The organism is Actinomadura sp. 9N215 (assembly GCF_044326345.1).
GTDB lineage: Bacteria > Actinomycetota > Actinomycetes > Streptosporangiales > Streptosporangiaceae > Spirillospora.
The window spans coordinates 400,212-418,521 of sequence record NZ_JBIRBA010000001.1 but is presented as its reverse complement, the minus strand read 5'-3'; the positions used below and the strand labels follow the sequence as shown (position 1 = coordinate 418,521).

Genomic DNA, 18,310 nt, shown 5'->3' with positions numbered 1-18,310 from the left:
ACCGTGCGACCCGTGTGGAGGCCCGCGATTTCAGCTGTTGGATCCAGCTGACGGTGAGGCAACGCCGTCCGGTCAGCGGTCGCAGTAATGCTGGAAGGGCGGCGAGCCTGTTCAGTGTGGAGGCGCCGAATCCAGTCAGCCACAAGACCAGGTCAAGGCTGCTGAGGTGGTGAGACCCGTGAGGCCCGATGACTTCTTCATCGAACGACAACAGGCGCATGACCCCTGGGGACCGCCTCCGAGACTGAACAGGTCTCTGAACACGCAGCTGCTGACCGCGCTGCGGGCGAGCCCTGTCCAAGATCACGACGACCTCGATGCTGCCGTCGGCCTGGCCCGCTTGGTCCACGACGAGTTGGAAAAGTACGGCACCGACAGCAGTCAGGAGCTGACCGAACACGGCATACGTGAAGCGGTGTTGACCCTGCACGCCGTGCTCAAGCGAGTCGGCGTCGCCTTCAACCTGCCTTTCCGCGACTACGCGACCTTCAGGTCGCAATGGCTACGCGAAGGATGCAGCGGCTCATGGCAGAAGCGCCGTGACATGTTGAACGACCTGTTCAATCCTCTGCACGACCAACTGATCGAGAAGGAGAGCCGGGCACTGTCGTCCACGCCGCTCAGCCCGTCAGCCCCAACCCAGTAACCGGATGGACCAGCGTCGACGCAGAGCTGGCCGAGCTCCGGAGGCACTTCGAGTCGGCCACTACCGCGCAGGACTACCGGAACATCGGCAACGACTGCGTCATCATCCTTGAGGTGTTGAGCCGACAGGTCTATGACCCACAGGTCACCTACGCCCCGGCGAGAACGTGCCGCCGGTCGACAAGACCAAGATCCGCATCGGGCGCTACATCGAGGACGCCCTCGCCGGTTCAGAGCACGCTGACCTGCGCAAACTGGCTCGAGGAGCGATCGACCTCGCCCAGCACATCAAGCACGACTCAGCCGCGACGCGGCGCGAGGCCGGGATCGCCGCCGACACCGTGATCTTGCTGGCCAACATCCTGCGGCGCATCCAAGAACCATAGATGGTCCAGGTTGCCGCCGCCGTCATGATCATTATTAGTTCAGAGAATGCTGGTCAGCCCCGAACTGGCCGACGTCCTGAGCGCCATCATCCAGCGCCTGCAAAACTCCGATGGGTCGATCCCCCTGGTGGTCTCCTACGACGTCCGGGTGAAGATCTGGAACCCGCCGATGCCAGTGCTCTTTCAGCGCGGCATCGGTAATGAGCGCCGCGCGTTCACGCCTTCGGCCATCCGCAAGCTGCTGATCAATTCACTGGCCGCGACCGAACTCACCGGCACCAACGGTGGTCCGTTGATATTCCAGGCGCACGATTTCCGAAGAATTTTTGTCACGGACGCCATCATGAACGGTCTGCCGCCGCACATCGCGCAGGTCATCTGTGGGCACAAGACCATTGACACGACCATGGGTTGCAAAGCCGTCTACCCAGCCGAGACGATTGAGGCTCATCGAGGCTTCGTGACCCGCCGCCGAGCAACCAGGCCCAGCGAAGAATATCGAACGCCGACCGACGCGGAATGGGATGCGTTCCTTGTGCATTTCGAGAAAAGAAAGGTGTCGGTTGGAACCTGCGCCCGAGCGTTCGGCTCACCCTGCGTCCATGAACACGCTTGCGTGAGATGCTCGCTCCTGCGACCAGATCCCACGCAGCGAGCCAGGCTCGAAGAGATCCGCGACAACCTTGAAGCCCGCATCATCGAGGCGAAACGCGAAGGATGGCTGGGCGAGGTCGAAGGTCTGCAAGTCAGCTACAGCAGCGTCAAGGACAAACTGACCCAGATCGACGCCACCCTCCAACGAAGGGCGACAGCGACCGAACTCGGCATGCCCTCGTTCGGATCAATCTCCGGAAGAGCCTCTGCCCATGAGAATTGAGTTTAGAGAAAGCCGGTTCATCACCGTCCATCCCAGCATCGGCGGCGGACAGTCGGCGGACGTCATCGACTGGCCCGACGCGGTCGCCGCTCTGGGCGTCAGCCTTCCCGGCTCTGGAGGCGAGCAACGGATGCTGAAGATCACGGCAAGTCTCACCGGTAGCAGCCCCGTTGACACCCATCACCGGCCTCAGCTGTCGCAACGCCAGCCCCTCGTGGTCAGGGATATCGGCCAGGCTGCCGAGCGACTGTCCTGACGCCCGTTAGCCTGACGGCACGAGCGTCTGCCAACTCCCCCAAACCGGGGGCGCCGCTCGCCGCTGCCGAGCATCCTTGAAGAGGAGGCACTCGGCAGCGGATCGGTACGAATGCAGCAAGGTGCTGAGGAGGTTAGATGGTGTGGTGGAAGAGGAGGCTGTCCCTGTTTGTGAAGTGTGCGGGGCAAAGCTGCGGATGCGGTCCGCGATAATGATTGAGAAAGACTATTTTGTCGGCGGCGAGCGGAAGACGGTCCGCGATGTCTGTGGAAGCTGCTACCTGTGCCTTCCCCCAGTCCTGAAGAAGTCGCAAAAGCCGAGCAGGCGCGGCACTTGGAATTGGTTCGCGAGAAAGCCGAAGCGGTCCGCTATTTTTCGTCCTGGCTTCCCAAAGTGCCGTATTGGCCCGAAGAGTGGCCGCTCTCCGGAATGGACAGCAGTGACGGGCGGCCCGCTAACATCGTCCTCCCCCTCGACGAAGCAATTGAAGAATTCGCGGACGCTACAGTCCCAGCCCCCGTGGGCAGTGGGGCAGTCGTAGCGCTCGACCGCCTCCGCGGCCTCCTCCGCTGTCAGCTCCACCGGGCCAGTCTCGCAGAACTCCGCGCGCAGCCATCCGGTTCTGCGAGGAGTTGTGCGAATGGCGATCTGGGAGGACGTGACCGCCCGGCGAGGGACCGCCGGTCTCGCAGAACACGTCATTTACGAGAGCACGAAGAGTGACAACAACTACCCAGAGCCACTTTGCCCCTGTGACACGGACCCGAGTGGAGGCCTTCTGCTGGTCGGTGGAGTCCAAGTACCCGGTCCGGACGTGAGCTTGAAGCCTCCCGATCGTTACCCGCGCGGCGGCGGATGCCAGGACGCGGGGCCGCGCCCGGGGGGCTGATGCCCCCGGGCGCGTCAGGTCGCCGCGAGTACGTTGCCGAGGCTGGCCAGCAGGACCGCGCATCCTTCCTCGGCGAGCTCGGCGGAGTGGCCCTGGTGGAAGTAGGCGCTCTGTTCGGTGTAGGTCAGAATCGTGCCGTCCCCGGCCGGGGCGATCTGAACGGTTGTCAGGGCGGCCGACGTCGGTGTGCCGTCCATGGCCATCCGGTAGGCGAACACGATGCGCGTGTCGGGGACGATGTCCTGGAAGACCGTCTCGGTGTGCACCTGCGGGCCGTTGCCGACCCGGAATCTTGCGGTCTCCGTCCCGCCGACGCGGAAGTCCAGGGCAAACTCGTCGACGTGCATGCCGTCCAGTTCCAGCGACCAGCGGCGTTTGGTCGCCTCGTCGGCGAACGCCGCGTACACGCGGGCGGGCGGTGCGGGGTAGGTCCGCTCCAGGCTGACGGTGCTGTGCGCGACCGGCGGGGTCGCGACGACGTTCTCGCTTATCATGGTCTGCCTTTCTATTCGGCTGTCAGGGCTGTTCATCGGTCTGTCGGGGCTGGCAGGTGCCCTCCGGCCGGCCGTCACCGGCGAGGACCTCGCCGAGACGGTCGAGCTGGCGTTCGACCGGCGTCCGTCGCGCGGCGATCCAGGCGGCGAGCGCCTCCAGGCCGCCGGGTTCCAGGCGGCAGGTCCGCACCCGTCCGACCTTCTCGGTGCGGATCAGGCCGCACTCCTCCAGGACCCGCAGGTGCTGCACCACCGCCGCGAGGGTCATGTCGAACGGCTTGGCCACCTCGCTGACGGTGGCGGGGCCGCGCCCGAGCCGTTCGATGATCGCCCGGCGGGTCGGCTCGGCCAAGCCTCGGAGGATGACGTCGACACCCGCACGCTCAACCACAGACTTAAGTATTGCCGGGCGCAGCACAATAGTCAAGTGCGCGCTTAAGTGTTAGCCCGGACGGGCTCTGATCAGCAAACGGTCTCGTTGGGCGGCTGGTGACACGCGCCATGACGGCACCGGGTGGTTGCGGCGTCGGTCGGTGCCTCACACCTGGTCGAGGCCGCGGACGGTTGGCAGACCGCCGGACAGCGCGGCGTCGAATGCCGCGGTCGCCTGCGGCGGTGGGGGGAAACGGCGCCGCAGCTCCGGGCCAGGAATCTCGGCGGTGGTGCGCCACGGCGTGTCCGTCAGCCGACGCGCTGCGCGGTCACGGGCGGCCTGGACGCGGTCGGCGACGCGCCTGCTGGACTCGGCCGCTGCTAGGTCACGGCGAAGCTCGGCTGGGGATGCCGGGGCGAGCCGGTGCTTGATGGCGACGCGGTCCAGCAGGGAGCGGGGCGGCCGGGCCAGGTAGCGCTGGCGGACGCCGGGCGCACACGTACACGCCTGCGAGGTCGGTGCGTCGCACGGGCACGGGTGGGCGGCCAGCACCGCGATCGGACGAGCGGGAAGGGGCACGCTCCCGCCGTCTCCGCTGACGGTTACCGTCCCGTCCTCCAACGCCCGGCCAGCGACTCCAGCGTCCGCATGGCGAACTCGGGCAGGCCGTCCAGGAGCAAAACTCCTCGGTGGGCGAGCGATACGGCCCCTGGGTGAACGGTGCGGCTGGTGCTGTGGCCGAGGACGGCCGCCCGGGAGGATGTGTGGTGCGGCGCGCAGAACGGGGGCCGGAACATCAAAGGCTCGTCGGGAGGAAGGACGTCCCGAGGGAGTGAAGGGCGGTCACCACCAGCGCGGTGTCGTGATCAAGGTCGGGCAACAGGCCAGGTAGCCGCTCGGCGAGCATGATCGCTCACGTGCGGGCGGGGCCGACTAGGGCGAGGTGGTGGCCTCCCGCCGCGGCCACCTCGATCGCCTTGCGCCCGCCGGCTTGCCTTTTCACCTGGGCCAGATCCAGGCCGCCGGGCAGCCTCATTGTGGGGTAGGCGGCGTGATGGTTGCTGCCGTGGGCGTGGTCGCCGTCGTTGGGTGGTGGCAGGCCGCGCAGGTGCGCGATCAGCGCGCCTAGCGAGGAAACGCCGATCACCTCGACGCCGGGTACCAGGGATGCCTCAGCGGCATTGGCCTGGGGCACGACCATCACGGTGGCACCGGCGTCGACGGCCGCCAGGACGGCGGGCAAGACATCGGGCACGGGCCGCACCCCGACCGTCCAGGCCCAGCTCACCGATCAGCGCCGTGCCCGTGCACGCCTCGGCGGGGACGGCGCCGTTGGCTGCTAGGACGGCAACGGAGATGGCCAGGTCGAATCCGCTGCCGTGTTTGGGCAGGCTGATGGGGAAGAGACTGACCGCGACATGGCGGTGGGGGAAGTGCTGGTCGGAGTTGATGATGGCGGCGTAAACGCGATCGCGGATTTGGTTGCGGGCCGTGTCGGGGAGCCCGATCAGGTGCAAGCCGGGCGTCCCTTCGGTGATCGAGGCTTCGACGTCGACCACGGTGCCTTCGATACCCAGCAGTGCGATCGCGCGTGTACGGGCCAGGCCCATGGCATATCAATCCTTTCGTCGTAAGGGTCGGGGTGAGCAGAGGGCGCCCCGAAGCGGAATCGAGCCTCGGCGGAATGGTCGATTCGCAGCCGCTCGTACCACCGCACTCACGGAGTTGCGATATGGCTTGCGTGCATCCAATGGCACGAGCACGAAGGGGTGAGCGGGGCTCCGAGGGGTCTCAGTGTCGGCGGGAGTCGAGTACGAGAACGTCCGGGTTGTGCCGATCGAGCATCTGCTCCCGCCACTCCGTCCTCGGCTGCGTCCACGCTCGGGTTGGATGTTCTCGTTCGTGCCGGCCAGCTCGGTGCGGTCATCACCGGTGCGAGCGACGGCGATCACCGAAGCATCCGCCTCGGCGAACGCGCCGGCGATGCCGCGGCCCAAGCCGCGGCCGGCGCCGACAACGACCGCGGTCCTGCCCGTAATTGTTCATGATCGTGCTCCTCCCGGCGTCTTAGTCGGGGATGGCTCCGAGGCTCATGTTGGCCATGGTTCCGGCGATACCAGCGGCCCGGTCCGAGGCGATGAACGTGACGACCTCAGCCATTTCCTGGAGGCTCGGCAGGCGTTTGCGGTGTGTCCGCTCGGCGACCATGGCCTGGAACTGTTCGCGAGTGATCCCGTGGGCCTTGGCGTGGATGCCGAAGACCTCTTCGATCGTGCCGCTGTCGGGCATGGCCTGGGTCCGGACGCCGGCCACGCGTACGCCGTACGGCGCGAGTTCGACGGAAAGGTCCCTGATCAGGGCTTCCTCGGCTGCCATGGCCAAGGCCACGCCACCCATGAGGGGATTGGCGATCCGGGAGGGAAGCGAGGTCACGGTCATTATCACGCCCGCGCCGTTGGCGACCATGTGCCGGCCGGCAAGGCGTGCGGTCAAGAAGTTGGCGCGCACGTGCTCGTTGACGGGTCGCATGAACTCCTCGACGTCGAGATCGACGAGCGGAACGCCCTGCAGCGTGGTGTTGCGGAGCCCGACGGCGTTGAACGAGATGTCGATGCCCCCCGCCTTCTCGATTACCGTGTCGAGGTGCTCGGCCACGGCGTTCTCGTCGAGCGCGTTGACCTGCGCGGCCTCGGCCACGCCGCCGTCGGCGACGATCTCCTTGGCCAGTACCTCCGCCTTCGACAGGGTGCGCCCTGTGAGAAGGAGGCGTGCCCCTTCGCGTGCGAATGTTCTGGCGACGGCGTGACCGATGGCGCCGCCGGCTCCGTAGATCACGGCCGTCTTGTCCTGGAGCAGCAGACTCGTACTCATTGGTATGCCCTTCCGCTACTGGTTCTGGGCCGCGCCGACGAGCGCCGCGTTCTGACGTTCGAGCGCCTTGACCGCCCCGCTGTTCCAGCTATCGGCAAGCGCCTGTGAGAAGGGATCGGGGAAGATCTCGTCCTCTCCCTTGTCCAGCGCGTCGAGGATGGCTGTGGCTACCGACTGTGGTGACGCCTTCGGGATCTCGAGGTCGCGCACCATGTCGGTGTCCACGGGACCGGGCAGTACGGCGTGGACGTCCACGCCCTGGCCGGCGAGAGTGGCACGCAGGGACTGCGTCAACGAGAAGGCGGCCGCCTTGGAGATCGAGTACGCAGGACTGATGGGCACGGCAGCCACCGCAGCCAATGACAGCACGTTGACGATCGCGCCTTGCGACTCGATGAGCCGGGGCAGGAAGGCCTGCGTGACGGCGTAGGGTCCGAAGAGGTTGACCGCGAGATGCTGTTCGAGGGCAGCTCGATCGGCCAGGTCTTCATAGCCGTAGACGCCCGCGTTGTTGATCAGGACATCGAGCGAATCAACGGTCTCGGCGGCAAGGTTGATCTGGGCGGCATTCGTCAGGTCCAGGACCAGGGGCGTGACGCGCTCATCCGTAGGGTTCAGGGCCTGCCGTGTGCCGGCGTAGACCCGTTCGGCGCCCCTGCTCAGCGCCTCCTCGACCAGCGCCCTTCCGATGCCGCGGTTGGCTCCGGTGACCAGGACTGTCTTGCCCGTGAGTGTCATGTGTGCTCCTCATGAGGTGGAATCGAGCCGTCGATGGTGCAGACACCACGGTGTGGAGGAATTGGGCGGGCGTGGTGCGCCCAGTTCTCGGCCGGCCCGGTGTCAGAACCGGAGAAGGGCTGGCAAGAACCGACACCAGGTGGGGTGATGAGACGTGACAGCGAGCGAGCTGATCGCGAGGGCGCAGGCCGGCGATGGCGAGGCGTTCCGGCAGCTGACCGAGCCACATCGCCGGGAGTTGCACATGCATTGCTACCGGCTGCTCGGCTCGTTCCAGGACGCCGAGGACGCTTTGCAAGACACGCTGCTCGCGGCGTGGCGGGCACTCGACCGGTTCGAGGTGCGTGCCTCGATCCGCACCTGGCTGTACCGGATCGCCACGAACCAGTGCCTCAACGCGATTCGCTCGGCCAGCCGTCGCCCGGCGAAGGAGTGGAATGTGCCCGAGATCGAACCGCCGGAGCCGAGCCGGCTCGGCGAAGTCGTGTGGCTGGAGCCGTACCCTGACGCTCTCCTCGACGGTGCGATCGCCGCGCCGCTCGGACCGGAAGCACGCTATGAGCAGAAAGAGTCCATCTCGCTGGCGTTCGTCACTGCGCTGCAGATCCTGCCGGCACGCCAACGTGCCGTCCTGATCTTGCGCGAGGTGCTCGGCTACCCGGCGGCCGAGGTCGCCGACATGCTCGACTCTTCCGTCGATTCGGTCAACAGCGCACTCAAACGGGCACGCGCCACGCTGCACCGGCGAATCCCGCCGAGCGGGATGGACGATTCACCACCTGCGCCCGCCTCGCCGGCCGAAGAGGCACTCGTGGCGAAGTTCGCCCGTGCCTACGAATCCGGCGACGTCGACGCCTTGGTCGGCCTGCTCACCGACGACGCTCGCGTCTCCATGCCGCCGATGCCGCTTGAGTACCTCGGCCGCGACGCCGTCTCCGGGTTCTACGCCGCGCTCATGAGCGCCAACCGGAAGTACCACCTGGTGCCTACGCGCGCGAACGGCCAACCGGCATTCGGTACTTATCTGCGCTCGGGCAGCGATGGCATCCGGCGTGGGACGGGGCTCGTGGTCCTCACCTTGGCCGGCGATCGGATCAGCGCCGTGACCCGTTTTGACAACAGCGTCCTTCCGTGGTTCGGGCTCCCGCGGTCCCTTCCCTGTAACTGACCTCCTTGCTTTCAGCCCGTATCCCAGACGCGAGATTCGAAAGGTTGACCAGTGCCTGCTGTTCACATGCTCCGGACACATCAGCGAGAGTCATGTTCAGTGAAGCGCCGGAGCCGACGCCGCGGCCCGGGCAGGCGGTTGTCAGAGTCCGCGCCTTCTCGATCAACCGCGGCGAACTCGCGCTGCTGAAGGCACGCCCGGCCGGGTGGCGGCCCGGGCAGGACGTTGCCGGTGTAGTGGTACAGCCCGCTGCGGACGGCACCGGGCCGGCGGCTGGCACACCCGTGGACGTGGCCGAACAAGGTGGGTGGGCCGAGCGCGTTGCCGTCGACGGTGAGCAACTCGCCCCGTTGCCCGACAGGGTCGACTTCGCCAAGGCCGCCACGTTGCCCATCGCCGGGGCCACCGCGCTTCGCACCCTGCGCCTGGGCGGGAGGGGCACCGGGCTGGCCGACTGGGCAGACCGGAATCGAAGCGGGTGAGTGCATTTGGCGCAGCTGCCAGGGTCTCGTGTCGAGTTGTATGCGGCGATTCGGCGCGACGCCCGATCGGGCATGTCGAACCGTGCGCTACAGCCCAAGCACGGCGTCGGCTACCGGACCTTGGCCGCCGCGCTGGAGTCGGCCTGGCCGAAGGAGCGCAAGCCGCCCCCGAAACGCGGCTCACGTCTGGACCACTACCGAGGCGTCATAGACGACTGGCTACGGTCGGACCTGGACGCACCCCGCAAGCAGCGACACACCGCGAAGCGGATCTTCGACCGGCTCCTCGATGAGCAGGATGCCACTGACGTGTCGTACTGGATGGTGCGCGAGTACGTCGCCACCCGCCGACGTGAGATCCGGATCGAGGCGGGCCGGGAACCCGCGGACACGTTCATGCCCCAGGAGCCCCTGCCCGGCCGTGAGGCCGAGGTCGACCTCGGCGAGGTCGCGATCGGGCTACGCGGAGAACTTGTCACCTGCACGCTGTTCAGCCTGCGACTCTCCGAGTCCGGCAGGGCCGTGCACCGGATCAGTGCCTCGGCCGGCCAGGAAGCCTTCTTCGAGGGCCGGGCACACGCGTTCTGGGTCCTCGGCGGGGTGCCGACCGGGAAGATCCGCTACGACAACCTCAAGGCCGCCGTCGCGAGCGTGATCAAGTTCTCCCGTCGACGCGTCGAAGCCGACCGGTGGACAGCGTTCCACTCCCACTACGGCATCGAGGCGTTCTACTGCCAGCCCGGCATCCGAGGCGCGCATGAGAAGGGCGGCGTCGAGGGACAGATCGGCTGGTTCCGGCGCAATCACCTCGTCCCCATCCCTTCTCTGAACTAGCAGGACGGAGGTCGGATGTCGTCCATGTGGGCGCGCCAGAGTGACAGGTCGAGACCGGGATAACGGAGCGCCACTCCGGCGAGGGTGTCGGCTGTCCAGTATGGGTGTCCGGGGGGTGGGAACCCGAAGAGTTGAAGTTGCTGGGGAGAGGCGCGTTCGACGAAGTGATACCAGGCCGGATCGTGGCTGCGGTCGGCCCATCCCTGACGATGGGTCCACTCGGCTTCCGCGTGCCGGTAGTTGACGTGCATGGTGAAGCGCGCGCCGCCGGGACGGTTCAAGGCGGTGCCCCGGTGAAAGGTGCCGAGTTGGAAGGCCACCACGGTGCCGGCGGGACCTGCGGCGGACACTTCATGCTCGTAGAGTTCTGGGCGGGCCGGAGCGTGAAAGCCCGCTGGCGTGCCAGGGCTGGCGTCTGGGCCCTGTGAGCCGGTCGGATCCTGGCGCGGGAACCAGTTGGGCTTGGCCGGAATGCCGGCAGAGTAGGTGGCGGGAACCAGATGGGGCGGTCCCAGGTGGTCAGGAACGTCGACCAGATAGATGAACATCTCGACTTGCTGCTGGTCGGTTCCGTGAGGGGGAACGACCAAGGTGTGATTGAGAAAGTCGCGGTGCAGGTCTTGGTCGTAGTCGGCCGCCCCGGTGTACTTCGCCCACGCCTCCGCGGAGTAGATCCGCAGATCATCATTTTGCAGCAGCGTCCGGGCCAGGTGGATCAGGCGGTCGTGCACGGCCAGCAGGCTGATCTCGGTGCTGATGAAGGGGAAAGTGTCGATGCCGGCGAACTCGTCACCGAGGAAGCGTTGCCGGCGCGGATCACTGCCGTTGTGGAAACCTTGTTCCGAGGGGAACATCAGGCTCAGCTCGGCGACCGCCGGGTCCAGCACCTCGTCAGATAGGTAGCCGGGCAGGACGGCGAATCCTTGGCTCCGCCAGTCTCTGATGGCCTGGCTCAGATCCATCTGGGCAGTATCACCAGGTGCGGAAGACTCCTTCTAACCATTTGTGGACAGCCGGGCGTCGAGATCGAGTCTTCGCTGAGCGGAGAGCAGATCAAGGTTCTCGATCTGTGCTATCCGGTCTTGTCGGGGCGTGCGTGGTGCGGGCGGCGATGTCCTTGAAAGTGGGAAGTCCGAGGTTGATGGTGGTACGGAGTCGTTCGATGAGCCCGTCGACCTGGGCGAGTTTGGCGTTGGCGGCGGCGAGGCTGACCTTGAGTCCTTCGGCTTCTCCCGCCCAGCCTTCGCGTTGGGCTTCGGCGACACGGTCGATGAGGTTGTCGCGGATTTCCTCCGGTCTGGCCCGCTGAGCTGGGTCGATGCGGAGGAGGGGGCATCTGATGCAGCTGTGCTCATGATGACAGTACGCGCCATGATCGCCCGATCCAATGGACACGCAACGGGCACGCAACGAGCTGTTGATCAATCCGCGTCGGCGAGTTCCTGACGGCACAGTTGCGAGAACTGGTCGATCGTGCGCTTCAGTTCCGCGTGCTCGGCAGTTCCGGCGTCCAGATCGACGGGCTGTCCTGAGAGGTAGGAGATACGAAGGCGTTGGCCCACCAGAGCGGCGGCCTCGGAGACGCGTCGGGCCGCGCTTGCCGCTGCCTCCGAGCCCACGATCTCGACTCGCGCACACGCTCCTTGGAAGGCGACGACGATCTCGCTCATCTCGTCGATCATCTTCTGTGCCTCTTCATCGTCGGGAACACCGTGAGAGAAACGGAAGCCAGCAATGCCCAGGAGGCGGGCGTCTGCTTGCGCGATGCGGAGGAAGTCCGCGTACCCCTCGGTCCGCTGATTAGCGCGGTTCATCAGGCGTTCATGTGCGAGGCGACGGCTTTCGGCCCGACCGCTGAGTAATGCTGTCAGAGAAGCTCCGCCAAGAGCGGCAATCAGAGTCGATCCGGCTGTGATGAGGTTCGTCCAGGGAAACGACACGGCAACACCATGCCATGGCGCGACTAGGCGCGTACGCCACGCTGACAGATCTTCCCGTCTGCCGTCGTCCCGCGTCCTCCACAGCAGTCCGGAGGGCGCTCCCGCGCGAACGGCGTGCAACCCCTGACAGACAGATTCGCGCAGGAGTGCTCTCCGGTTCCAGGAGGGGTCTGGAGAACCACGGGGTTCCCCGGTAGCGCACGCGCAACCGATATTCCGGCAATCGCCCCTGACGACTCCAACGGAACTCGACCACAGTCACGCCCCGGTGCTCGTCGCCGAACGGGCTTGGAGACCCGGCGTCGAGTGGTCAGGGCGGCGGCGCGCCCCTGCGGTAAGCGGTCGGGACGGGGCCGGCGGACGTGGCGCGATGCGCGGCCCAGCGCGGCCGTCCGGTGACCGGCGCCCACGCCGCATGCTCCGGGCGGCCTGGCGCGGGGCCGCGCCAGCGGCCTGAGCGCCGCCGTCCCTTGACCCTAAACAGCCCAATTCGGCAAGTGGCCTAATCAGCGCCTGCTAGGAACTGTCGAATGATCCTAGCGTCTGCAAGAAACGCTTCCGAAAGAAAGCCAGAGTGCTCTGGCTTTTCACAAGCCCAATCGTGTGTGGTGATTCGCTCTGCAATCCACTCCAGAATACTGGCGGTTGCCTGCAGGGCTATTAGCCCCACCTGGCTGATAGCGGTCACAAGTCTCCCGGCGAGGTGGACCGGTAGCGCTCTTGTAGTATCATCCAGTTGCTTCAGGAATGTATAGCTCTTCCCGCATTCGGGTGCCACTTGCCAGCCCGATTCTCTGGATAACGGTCGCACGGATTGAGTCGTGAACAACCCCAGTCCCTCCGATGACAAGCGCCCGCTCATGCCGCTGAGCGAGCGATGCGGTGACACGACTTGGGCTTGACAGTAAGTCAGGGGTCGAAGGCGTCTAGTTACGCCACAGTCGACGGAGCATATCTGGTTAGCTGCGTTCTGTGTGGAAGGTTCGCGCACTGTCGGATTTCTCAGGCCCGATTCGTGTCAGATTTCCGCACCGTTCGTGCTGGGTCAGTGCCTGTCTTGGCCCACCTGGTGGCGCCCCCTGCAGGATTCGAACCTGCGCACACGGCTCCGGAGGCCGTTGCTCTATCCCCTGAGCTAAGGGGGCGTGCGCCCCTGGGCGGCGCGGTAGAAGATTACCAGGGTTGACGGGGTGACGCGCACGGGGACGTTCGCCGTGCGTGAGCGGGGTGGAGTGGGCTAACTTCGAGGCCGTGACCGAGCCACTGGGACGCGTGCTGGTCGTCGACGATGACGAGGTGATCCGCCAGCTCATCGCCGTGAACCTGCAACTGGAGGGGTTCGAGGTGTCGACCGCGGTGGACGGTCAGGACTGCCTGGAGAAGGTGGCCGAGGTGCGGCCGGACGTCATCACGCTGGACGTGATGATGCCCAGGCTGGACGGGTGGGTGACGGCCGTCCGGCTGCGGGGGGACCCGGAGACCGCGCACATCAGGGTGGTGATGATCACGGCGCGGGCGCAGGAACATGATGTGCGCAGGGGGCACGAGATCGGGGTGGACGCCTACGTGACCAAGCCGTTCGACCCCAATCAGCTGATCCAGACCGTGCGGAAGCTCGCCGCGGTGGCCGGATAGTCTCACCGGTGTGACTCCAGCCGATGTGAGCGGTGCTCTCGTGGGTGCGGTGAGGGACGCCGTGGCCGAGGGTGAGCTCGCTGTGTCGGTGCCTGATGAGGTCGTTGTTTTCAGCCGGGGTGCTGGGGTTTATGAGAGTCCTGTGGCGTTGCGGTTGAAGGTTGATCCGTGGGTGATCGCGCGGCGGGTCGGGGGTTCTGTCAGCGGGGACGGGTTCGTGCGGGTTGTTCTGTCTGTGGGTGAGGTGGTGGAGGGGGCTCTCCGCGGTTTCGAGGGTGCGCGGATCAAGGGCGGGTGGAGTGAGTGGCCTCGGACGTTCGACAATCCGGGGTTTTCGGTGCGGTACGCCTATGTGCGGGCTTGTTGGGTGGGGCGTTGGGCTTCGGAGCTTGGGATCGGACGGGGGCCGCTGTGGGACGTCCAGGCGGAGGAGCTTGAGCTTGTGGGGCTGCTGGGGGACGTGCAAGGGAGGGCCCTCCAGGCGGAGCGGGAACGGGATGCCAGGCCGCTGATGTTCTGTTTGGAGAGAGTGGCCGGGGCGTACCACGACGTCCATGAGCGGTGTCCTGCGGTGCCGAAGGGTGATGAGGCGCCCGGGGTGGTGCACGAAGGACGGGTCGGCTTGGCGGAGGCCGTGCGGGTCGTCCTCGGCGACGGGCTGAACATGATCGGTGAGACCCCTAGAGAGCGGATATGAGTCGAGTACACCCTGCTGGGCCGCGACATGCCGACGTCCTGCCGGAGGATCATCCGGTCGGTCCGGCGGACGATCTGAACGTGCTGGAGCCCGCGATCTGGCCACGGAACGCCAAGCGGGACGACGGTGTCCTGACGGTCGGCGGCGTCGATGTGCGGGATCTCGCCCAGGAGTACGGCACGCCTCTGTACGTCTACGACGAGGAGGACGTGCGGAGCCGTGCGCGGGAGTACGCGGCGGCGTTCCACGACGGCGACGTGCACTATGCCGGCAAGGCGTTCCTGTGTACGGCCGTGGCCCGGTGGTTGAAGGAAGAGGGTCTCGGGCTGGACGTCTGCAGTGGGGGTGAGCTTGCTGTCGCGTTGGCGGCGGGGTTCCCCATGGAGCGGGTCACTTTGCATGGGAGCAACAAGGCGTCCTGGGAGATTGAGAAGGCGCTCGACGCCGGGGTGGGACGGATCGTCCTGGATTCGTTCGAGGAGATAGCCCGGGTGGGTTATCTCGCCAAGGAGAAGGGTGCCCGGCCCAAGGTGATGGTGCGCGTCACCACGGGCGTCGAGGCGCACACGCATGAGTTCATCGCGACCGCTCACGACGACCAGAAGTTCGGGTTCTCCAGGAGTTCGGGGGCCGCGCTGGAGGCGGTGCGGAGGGTTCTGGAGCTGAAGCAGCTGGAGCTCGTGGGGCTGCACAGCCATATCGGGTCGCAGATCTTCGACGTGGACGGGTTCGAGGTGGCCGCGCACCGGCTGGCCGAGTTGCTGGTGGCCATCCGGGACGAGCACGGGATCGAGCTTCCGGAACTCGATCTGGGCGGTGGTTACGGGATCGCGTACGTGCCCGGTGAGGAGCCGCACGACCCGAAGTCCATCGCGGACGGGCTGAGGACGATCGTGGCGCGCGAGTGCAGGGCGTACGAGCTGGCCATGCCGCGGCTGACGGTGGAGCCCGGACGGGCCATCATCGGCCCGGGCGGTGTGACGGTGTACGAGGTCGGCACGGTGAAGGACGTCGAGGGCCTGCGCACCTACGTGTCCGTGGACGGCGGGATGAGCGACAACCTCCGGACCGCGCTGTACGGCGCCGAGTACACCGGGGCGCTGGCGAGCCGGTCGTCGGACGCATCGCCCATGCTCAGTAGGCTTGTCGGCAAGCACTGCGAAAGCGGCGACATTGTGGTGCGGGACCTCTGGTTCCCCGAAGATATTGCGCCGGGGGACCTTGTGGCGGTGGCGGCGACCGGTGCGTACTGTCGGTCGATGGCCAGCAACTACAACCACGTCCCGAAGCCCGCCGTGGTGGCGGTGAGGGACGGCAGGTCGCGCGTGATCGTCCGCCGGGAGGGCGCCGAGGACCTGCTGCGGCTCGATGCGGAGGTCGAAGCGTGAAATCCGGACTGCGCGTGGCGCTGCTCGGTTGCGGCGTGGTCGGCACGGAGGTCGTCCGGCTGCTGAACGAGCAGGCGGACGATCTCGCCGCGCGCGTCGGGGCGCCGCTGGAGCTGGCCGGGATCGCGGTCCGGCGGCCGGACCGGGTCCGCGAGGGCGTCGCCAGGGAGCTCCTGACGACGGACGCGCAGACCCTGGTGACCAGGGACGACGTCGACATCGTCATCGAGGTGATCGGCGGGATCGAGCCGGCCAGGTCGCTGATGCTGGAGGCGATGAAGTCCGGGAAGTCGGTCATCACGGCGAACAAGGCGCTGCTGGCGGAGGACGGCGCGACGCTGTTCGCGGCGGCACGGGAGTACGGCGCCGATCTCTACTACGAGGCTTCGGTGGCGGGCGCAATTCCGTTGTTGCGGCCGCTGAGGGAGTCTCTGGTCGGCGACCACGTGCATCGGGTGCTCGGCATAGTGAACGGCACCACGAACTACGTCCTCGACCAGATGGACACGCACGGCGCAGGGTTCAACGACGCGTTGGAGGAAGCGCAGTCGCTGGGCTATGCGGAGGCAGACCCAACCGCCGATGTGGAGGGTTTCGACGCGGCGGCCAAGGCGGCGATCCTGGCGCAGCTCGCGTTCCACACTCCGGTGACCGCTGCCGACGTCCATCGCGAAGGCATCACCGAGGTGAGCGCCGCCGACGTGGCCGGCGCCCAGGGGATGGACTGCGTCGTCAAGCTTCTCGCCATCTGCGAGCGGGTTCCTTCGGCGGACGGAAACAGCGGGGACGGCCGCAACGGCCGTGGCGTATCAGTTCGCGTGTATCCGGCGATGATTCCCCGGTCGCACCCACTGGCGAGCGTCCGCGAGGCGTACAACGCGGTGTTCGTAGAGGCGCAGTCGGCCGGTTCGCTGATGTTCTATGGCGCGGGAGCCGGTGGTGCGCCGACGGCGTCCGCGATCCTTGGCGATCTGGTCGCGGTGGCCAGAAATGTGGCCGGCGGTACACCGGGCCCAGTGGAAGTGACGTACGCGAAGCTTCCCGTACTGCCGATGGGCGAGACGGTCACGCGCTACTACATCCAGGTGGACGTGACCGACGAGGCCGGTGTTCTCGCCACCGTCGCCGAAGAGTTCGCCAGGCACGGGGTGTCGATTCAGGCCGTCCGGCAGGTCGGGCTGGGCGAGGAGGCGCAGCTCGTCGTCGTGACGCACCGGGCCCCGGACGCGGCCCTGGCGGCGACGGTCGAGGGCCTCCGCGGGCTGGACATCGTCCGCGAGGTGGCGAGCGTCATGCGCGTCGAGGGCGAGGAATGAGCCACGCCACCCGCGGCGAATGAGCCGCGTCGTTCGCGACGAAGCCATGCCACCTGCGGCGAATGAGTCGCGCTTGGGCCGTCGGGTGCTTCGGCGTGGAATCGGACGCCCGTAACCGGGCGGCCTGACGCCGTCGCAGGCTCGGCGGCACCGGTAGACTCCCGGGCAATATCGCAGGTCATTCAGGGAGACCGACGTGAACGCGAACGCCCGCCCGTGGCGTGGCCTAATCGAGGAGTACCGCGACCGGCTGCCGGTGTCGGACGCGACGCCGGTCGTCACGCTGCTGGAGGGCGGGACGCCGCTGGTGCCCGCCGGTCGGCTGTCGCAGCTGACCGGCTGCGACGTGTTCCTCAAGGTGGAGGGCGCGAACCCGACCGGCTCGTTCAAGGACCGCGGCATGACGGTCGCGATCAGCAAGGCCGCCGAGGACGGCGCGAAGGCGGTCATCTGCGCCTCGACCGGCAACACGTCGGCGTCCGCCGCCGCGTACGCGGTCCGGGCCGGGATGACGTGCGCGGTCCTCGTCCCCCACGGCAAGATCGCGATGGGGAAGCTGGCGCAGGCGCTGGTGCACGGCGCGCGGCTCCTCCAGGTGGACGGCAACTTCGACGACTGCCTGGAACTGGCCCAGAAGCTGGCCGTCGACTATCCGGTGGCCCTCGTCAACTCGGTCAACAAGTACCGGCTGCAGGGCCAGAAGACGGCCGCGTTCGAAATCGTGGACGCGCTGGGCGACGCCCCCGACGTGCACTGCCTGCCCGTAGGGAACGCGGGCAACATCTCCGCATACTGGATGGGCTACAAGGAGTACGCCGCCGGAAAGACCGACGGGAGAACCGCCGGGGAAACCGGCGGGAAGACGGCATCGAAGACTCCGCGCATGCTCGGCTTCCAGGCGTCCGGTGCGGCGCCATTCGTCAAGGGTGAACCCGTCCTGAAACCGCAGACCATCGCCACCGCCATACGGATCGGCAACCCCGCGTCCTGGGATCTGGCCATCGCCGCGCGGGACGAGTCGGGCGGCGCCATCGACTCGGTCACCGACCGGCAGATCCTGGCCGCCTACCGGCTTCTCGCCAGGGAAGAGGGCGTTTTCGTAGAGCCCGCTTCTGCGGCGAGCGTCGCGGGCCTTCTGCAGGCAAGTGAGCGGGGTGTGGTCGCGTCCGGTTCCCGGGTGGTCTGCACGGTGACGGGCAACGGCCTCAAGGACCCCGACTGGGCGATCTCCGGCGCGCCCGCCCCGACCACCATCAAGGTCGACGCGCACTCCGCCGCGTCAGAACTCGGCCTCACCTGACGTGGGCCGGACCAGCGACAC

The 18,310-nt window shown here is 66.9% G+C and carries 24 protein-coding genes and 1 tRNA gene; 12 read left to right on the top strand and 13 right to left on the bottom strand.

What is annotated here, in order from left to right:
• Positions 1 to 178 precede the first annotated feature (178 nt).
• The 4 genes from ACH34T_RS02025 to ACH34T_RS02010 all read left to right on the top strand — a co-directional run bounded on the left by ACH34T_RS02025 (position 179) and on the right by ACH34T_RS02010 (position 2,164).
• The gene (locus ACH34T_RS02025; RefSeq protein WP_395990168.1) at positions 179 to 646 is read left to right on the top strand and encodes a hypothetical protein; all 468 of its coding nucleotides are present in this window, start codon (positions 179 to 181) and stop codon (positions 644 to 646) included.
• 166 nt (positions 647 to 812) lie between these two features.
• Positions 813 to 1,031, top strand: coding sequence for a hypothetical protein (locus ACH34T_RS02020; protein WP_395990167.1), 219 nt, complete (start codon positions 813 to 815; stop codon positions 1,029 to 1,031).
• A 46-nt stretch (positions 1,032 to 1,077) separates the two neighbouring features.
• On the top strand, positions 1,078 to 1,908 hold the full coding sequence (locus ACH34T_RS02015) for a hypothetical protein (RefSeq protein WP_395990166.1): 831 nt from the start codon (positions 1,078 to 1,080) through the stop codon (positions 1,906 to 1,908).
• Complete coding sequence (locus tag ACH34T_RS02010) at positions 1,898 to 2,164, top strand: hypothetical protein (RefSeq protein WP_395990165.1); 267 nt, start codon at positions 1,898 to 1,900, stop codon at positions 2,162 to 2,164. The genes ACH34T_RS02015 and ACH34T_RS02010 overlap by 11 nt, the downstream gene beginning before the upstream one ends.
• A gap of 903 nt (positions 2,165 to 3,067) precedes the next feature.
• Here ACH34T_RS02010 and ACH34T_RS02005 read toward each other — a convergent pair.
• The 9 genes from ACH34T_RS02005 to ACH34T_RS01965 form a co-directional block, all read right to left on the bottom strand.
• Positions 3,068 to 3,547, bottom strand: coding sequence for an SRPBCC family protein (locus ACH34T_RS02005; RefSeq protein WP_395990164.1), 480 nt, complete (start codon positions 3,545 to 3,547; stop codon positions 3,068 to 3,070).
• A gap of 22 nt (positions 3,548 to 3,569) precedes the next feature.
• On the bottom strand, positions 3,570 to 3,899 hold the full coding sequence (locus ACH34T_RS02000) for an ArsR/SmtB family transcription factor (protein WP_395990163.1): 330 nt from the start codon (positions 3,897 to 3,899) through the stop codon (positions 3,570 to 3,572).
• A gap of 186 nt (positions 3,900 to 4,085) precedes the next feature.
• On the bottom strand, positions 4,086 to 4,541 hold the full coding sequence (locus ACH34T_RS01995; RefSeq protein WP_395990162.1) for an ATP-binding protein: 456 nt from the start codon (positions 4,539 to 4,541) through the stop codon (positions 4,086 to 4,088).
• On the bottom strand, positions 4,523 to 4,717 hold the full coding sequence (locus ACH34T_RS01990) for an ATP-binding protein (RefSeq protein ID WP_395990161.1): 195 nt from the start codon (positions 4,715 to 4,717) through the stop codon (positions 4,523 to 4,525). The genes ACH34T_RS01995 and ACH34T_RS01990 overlap by 19 nt, the downstream gene beginning before the upstream one ends.
• 116 nt (positions 4,718 to 4,833) lie before the next feature.
• Entirely contained in the window at positions 4,834 to 5,115 is a 282-nt protein-coding gene (locus ACH34T_RS01985) for an ATP-binding protein (RefSeq protein ID WP_395990160.1), read from the bottom strand.
• The gene (locus ACH34T_RS01980; protein ID WP_395990159.1) at positions 5,093 to 5,530 is read right to left on the bottom strand and encodes a magnesium chelatase domain-containing protein; all 438 of its coding nucleotides are present in this window, start codon (positions 5,528 to 5,530) and stop codon (positions 5,093 to 5,095) included. The genes ACH34T_RS01985 and ACH34T_RS01980 overlap by 23 nt, the downstream gene beginning before the upstream one ends.
• Before the next feature lie 6 nt (positions 5,531 to 5,536).
• On the bottom strand, positions 5,537 to 5,959 hold the full coding sequence (locus tag ACH34T_RS01975; protein ID WP_395990352.1) for an SDR family NAD(P)-dependent oxidoreductase: 423 nt from the start codon (positions 5,957 to 5,959) through the stop codon (positions 5,537 to 5,539).
• 28 nt (positions 5,960 to 5,987) lie between these two features.
• Positions 5,988 to 6,791, bottom strand: a complete 804-nt coding sequence (locus ACH34T_RS01970) for an SDR family NAD(P)-dependent oxidoreductase (RefSeq protein WP_395990158.1) — start codon at positions 6,789 to 6,791, stop codon at positions 5,988 to 5,990.
• A gap of 15 nt (positions 6,792 to 6,806) precedes the next feature.
• Complete coding sequence (locus ACH34T_RS01965) at positions 6,807 to 7,529, bottom strand: SDR family NAD(P)-dependent oxidoreductase (RefSeq protein WP_395990157.1); 723 nt, start codon at positions 7,527 to 7,529, stop codon at positions 6,807 to 6,809.
• Positions 7,530 to 7,683: 154 nt separating this feature from the next.
• On the opposite strand from ACH34T_RS01965, the gene ACH34T_RS01960 reads away from it, so the two are divergent.
• From ACH34T_RS01960 to istA, 3 genes are all read left to right on the top strand, one after another.
• Positions 7,684 to 8,697: a sigma-70 family RNA polymerase sigma factor gene (locus ACH34T_RS01960; RefSeq protein WP_395990156.1), complete on the top strand. Its 1,014-nt coding sequence runs from the start codon at positions 7,684 to 7,686 to the stop codon at positions 8,695 to 8,697.
• A gap of 92 nt (positions 8,698 to 8,789) precedes the next feature.
• Entirely contained in the window at positions 8,790 to 9,179 is a 390-nt protein-coding gene (locus ACH34T_RS01955; RefSeq protein ID WP_395990155.1) for an alcohol dehydrogenase catalytic domain-containing protein, read from the top strand.
• The gene (istA, locus tag ACH34T_RS01950) at positions 9,180 to 10,013 is read left to right on the top strand and encodes an IS21 family transposase (protein WP_395990154.1); all 834 of its coding nucleotides are present in this window, start codon (positions 9,180 to 9,182) and stop codon (positions 10,011 to 10,013) included.
• On the opposite strand, the gene ACH34T_RS01945 is transcribed toward istA, so the two are convergent.
• From ACH34T_RS01945 to ACH34T_RS01930, 4 genes are all read right to left on the bottom strand, one after another.
• Positions 10,010 to 10,975 carry a phytanoyl-CoA dioxygenase family protein gene (locus tag ACH34T_RS01945; RefSeq protein WP_395990153.1) on the bottom strand — a complete coding sequence of 322 codons (966 nt, stop codon included), beginning with the start codon at positions 10,973 to 10,975 and terminating at the stop codon, positions 10,010 to 10,012. The genes istA and ACH34T_RS01945 overlap by 4 nt on opposite strands.
• Before the next feature lie 91 nt (positions 10,976 to 11,066).
• Complete coding sequence (locus ACH34T_RS01940) at positions 11,067 to 11,438, bottom strand: hypothetical protein (RefSeq protein ID WP_395990152.1); 372 nt, start codon at positions 11,436 to 11,438, stop codon at positions 11,067 to 11,069.
• Positions 11,435 to 11,953, bottom strand: coding sequence for a hypothetical protein (locus ACH34T_RS01935; protein WP_395990151.1), 519 nt, complete (start codon positions 11,951 to 11,953; stop codon positions 11,435 to 11,437). Before ACH34T_RS01935 ends, ACH34T_RS01940 begins: the two co-directional genes overlap by 4 nt.
• 1,070 nt (positions 11,954 to 13,023) lie before the next feature.
• Positions 13,024 to 13,098, bottom strand: a tRNA-Arg gene (locus ACH34T_RS01930).
• 127 nt (positions 13,099 to 13,225) lie between these two features.
• Between ACH34T_RS01930 and ACH34T_RS01925 the strand changes: the two genes are divergently transcribed.
• The 5 genes from ACH34T_RS01925 to thrC all read left to right on the top strand — a co-directional run bounded on the left by ACH34T_RS01925 (position 13,226) and on the right by thrC (position 18,289).
• The gene (locus tag ACH34T_RS01925; RefSeq protein WP_395990351.1) at positions 13,226 to 13,588 is read left to right on the top strand and encodes a response regulator transcription factor; all 363 of its coding nucleotides are present in this window, start codon (positions 13,226 to 13,228) and stop codon (positions 13,586 to 13,588) included.
• A 49-nt stretch (positions 13,589 to 13,637) separates the two neighbouring features.
• Positions 13,638 to 14,285 (top strand): DALR anticodon-binding domain-containing protein, encoded by a 648-nt coding sequence (locus ACH34T_RS01920; protein WP_395990150.1) that lies wholly within the window; start codon positions 13,638 to 13,640, stop codon positions 14,283 to 14,285.
• A complete protein-coding gene (gene lysA, locus ACH34T_RS01915; RefSeq protein ID WP_395990149.1) occupies positions 14,282 to 15,673 on the top strand; it encodes a diaminopimelate decarboxylase in 1,392 nt (463 codons plus the stop codon). The genes ACH34T_RS01920 and lysA overlap by 4 nt, the downstream gene beginning before the upstream one ends.
• Before the next feature lie 14 nt (positions 15,674 to 15,687).
• On the top strand, positions 15,688 to 16,989 hold the full coding sequence (locus ACH34T_RS01910; RefSeq protein WP_395990350.1) for a homoserine dehydrogenase: 1,302 nt from the start codon (positions 15,688 to 15,690) through the stop codon (positions 16,987 to 16,989).
• Between the two features lie 196 nt (positions 16,990 to 17,185).
• Entirely contained in the window at positions 17,186 to 18,289 is a 1,104-nt protein-coding gene (gene thrC / locus ACH34T_RS01905) for a threonine synthase (protein ID WP_395990148.1), read from the top strand.
• The last annotated feature ends 21 nt before the right edge of the window (positions 18,290 to 18,310 follow it).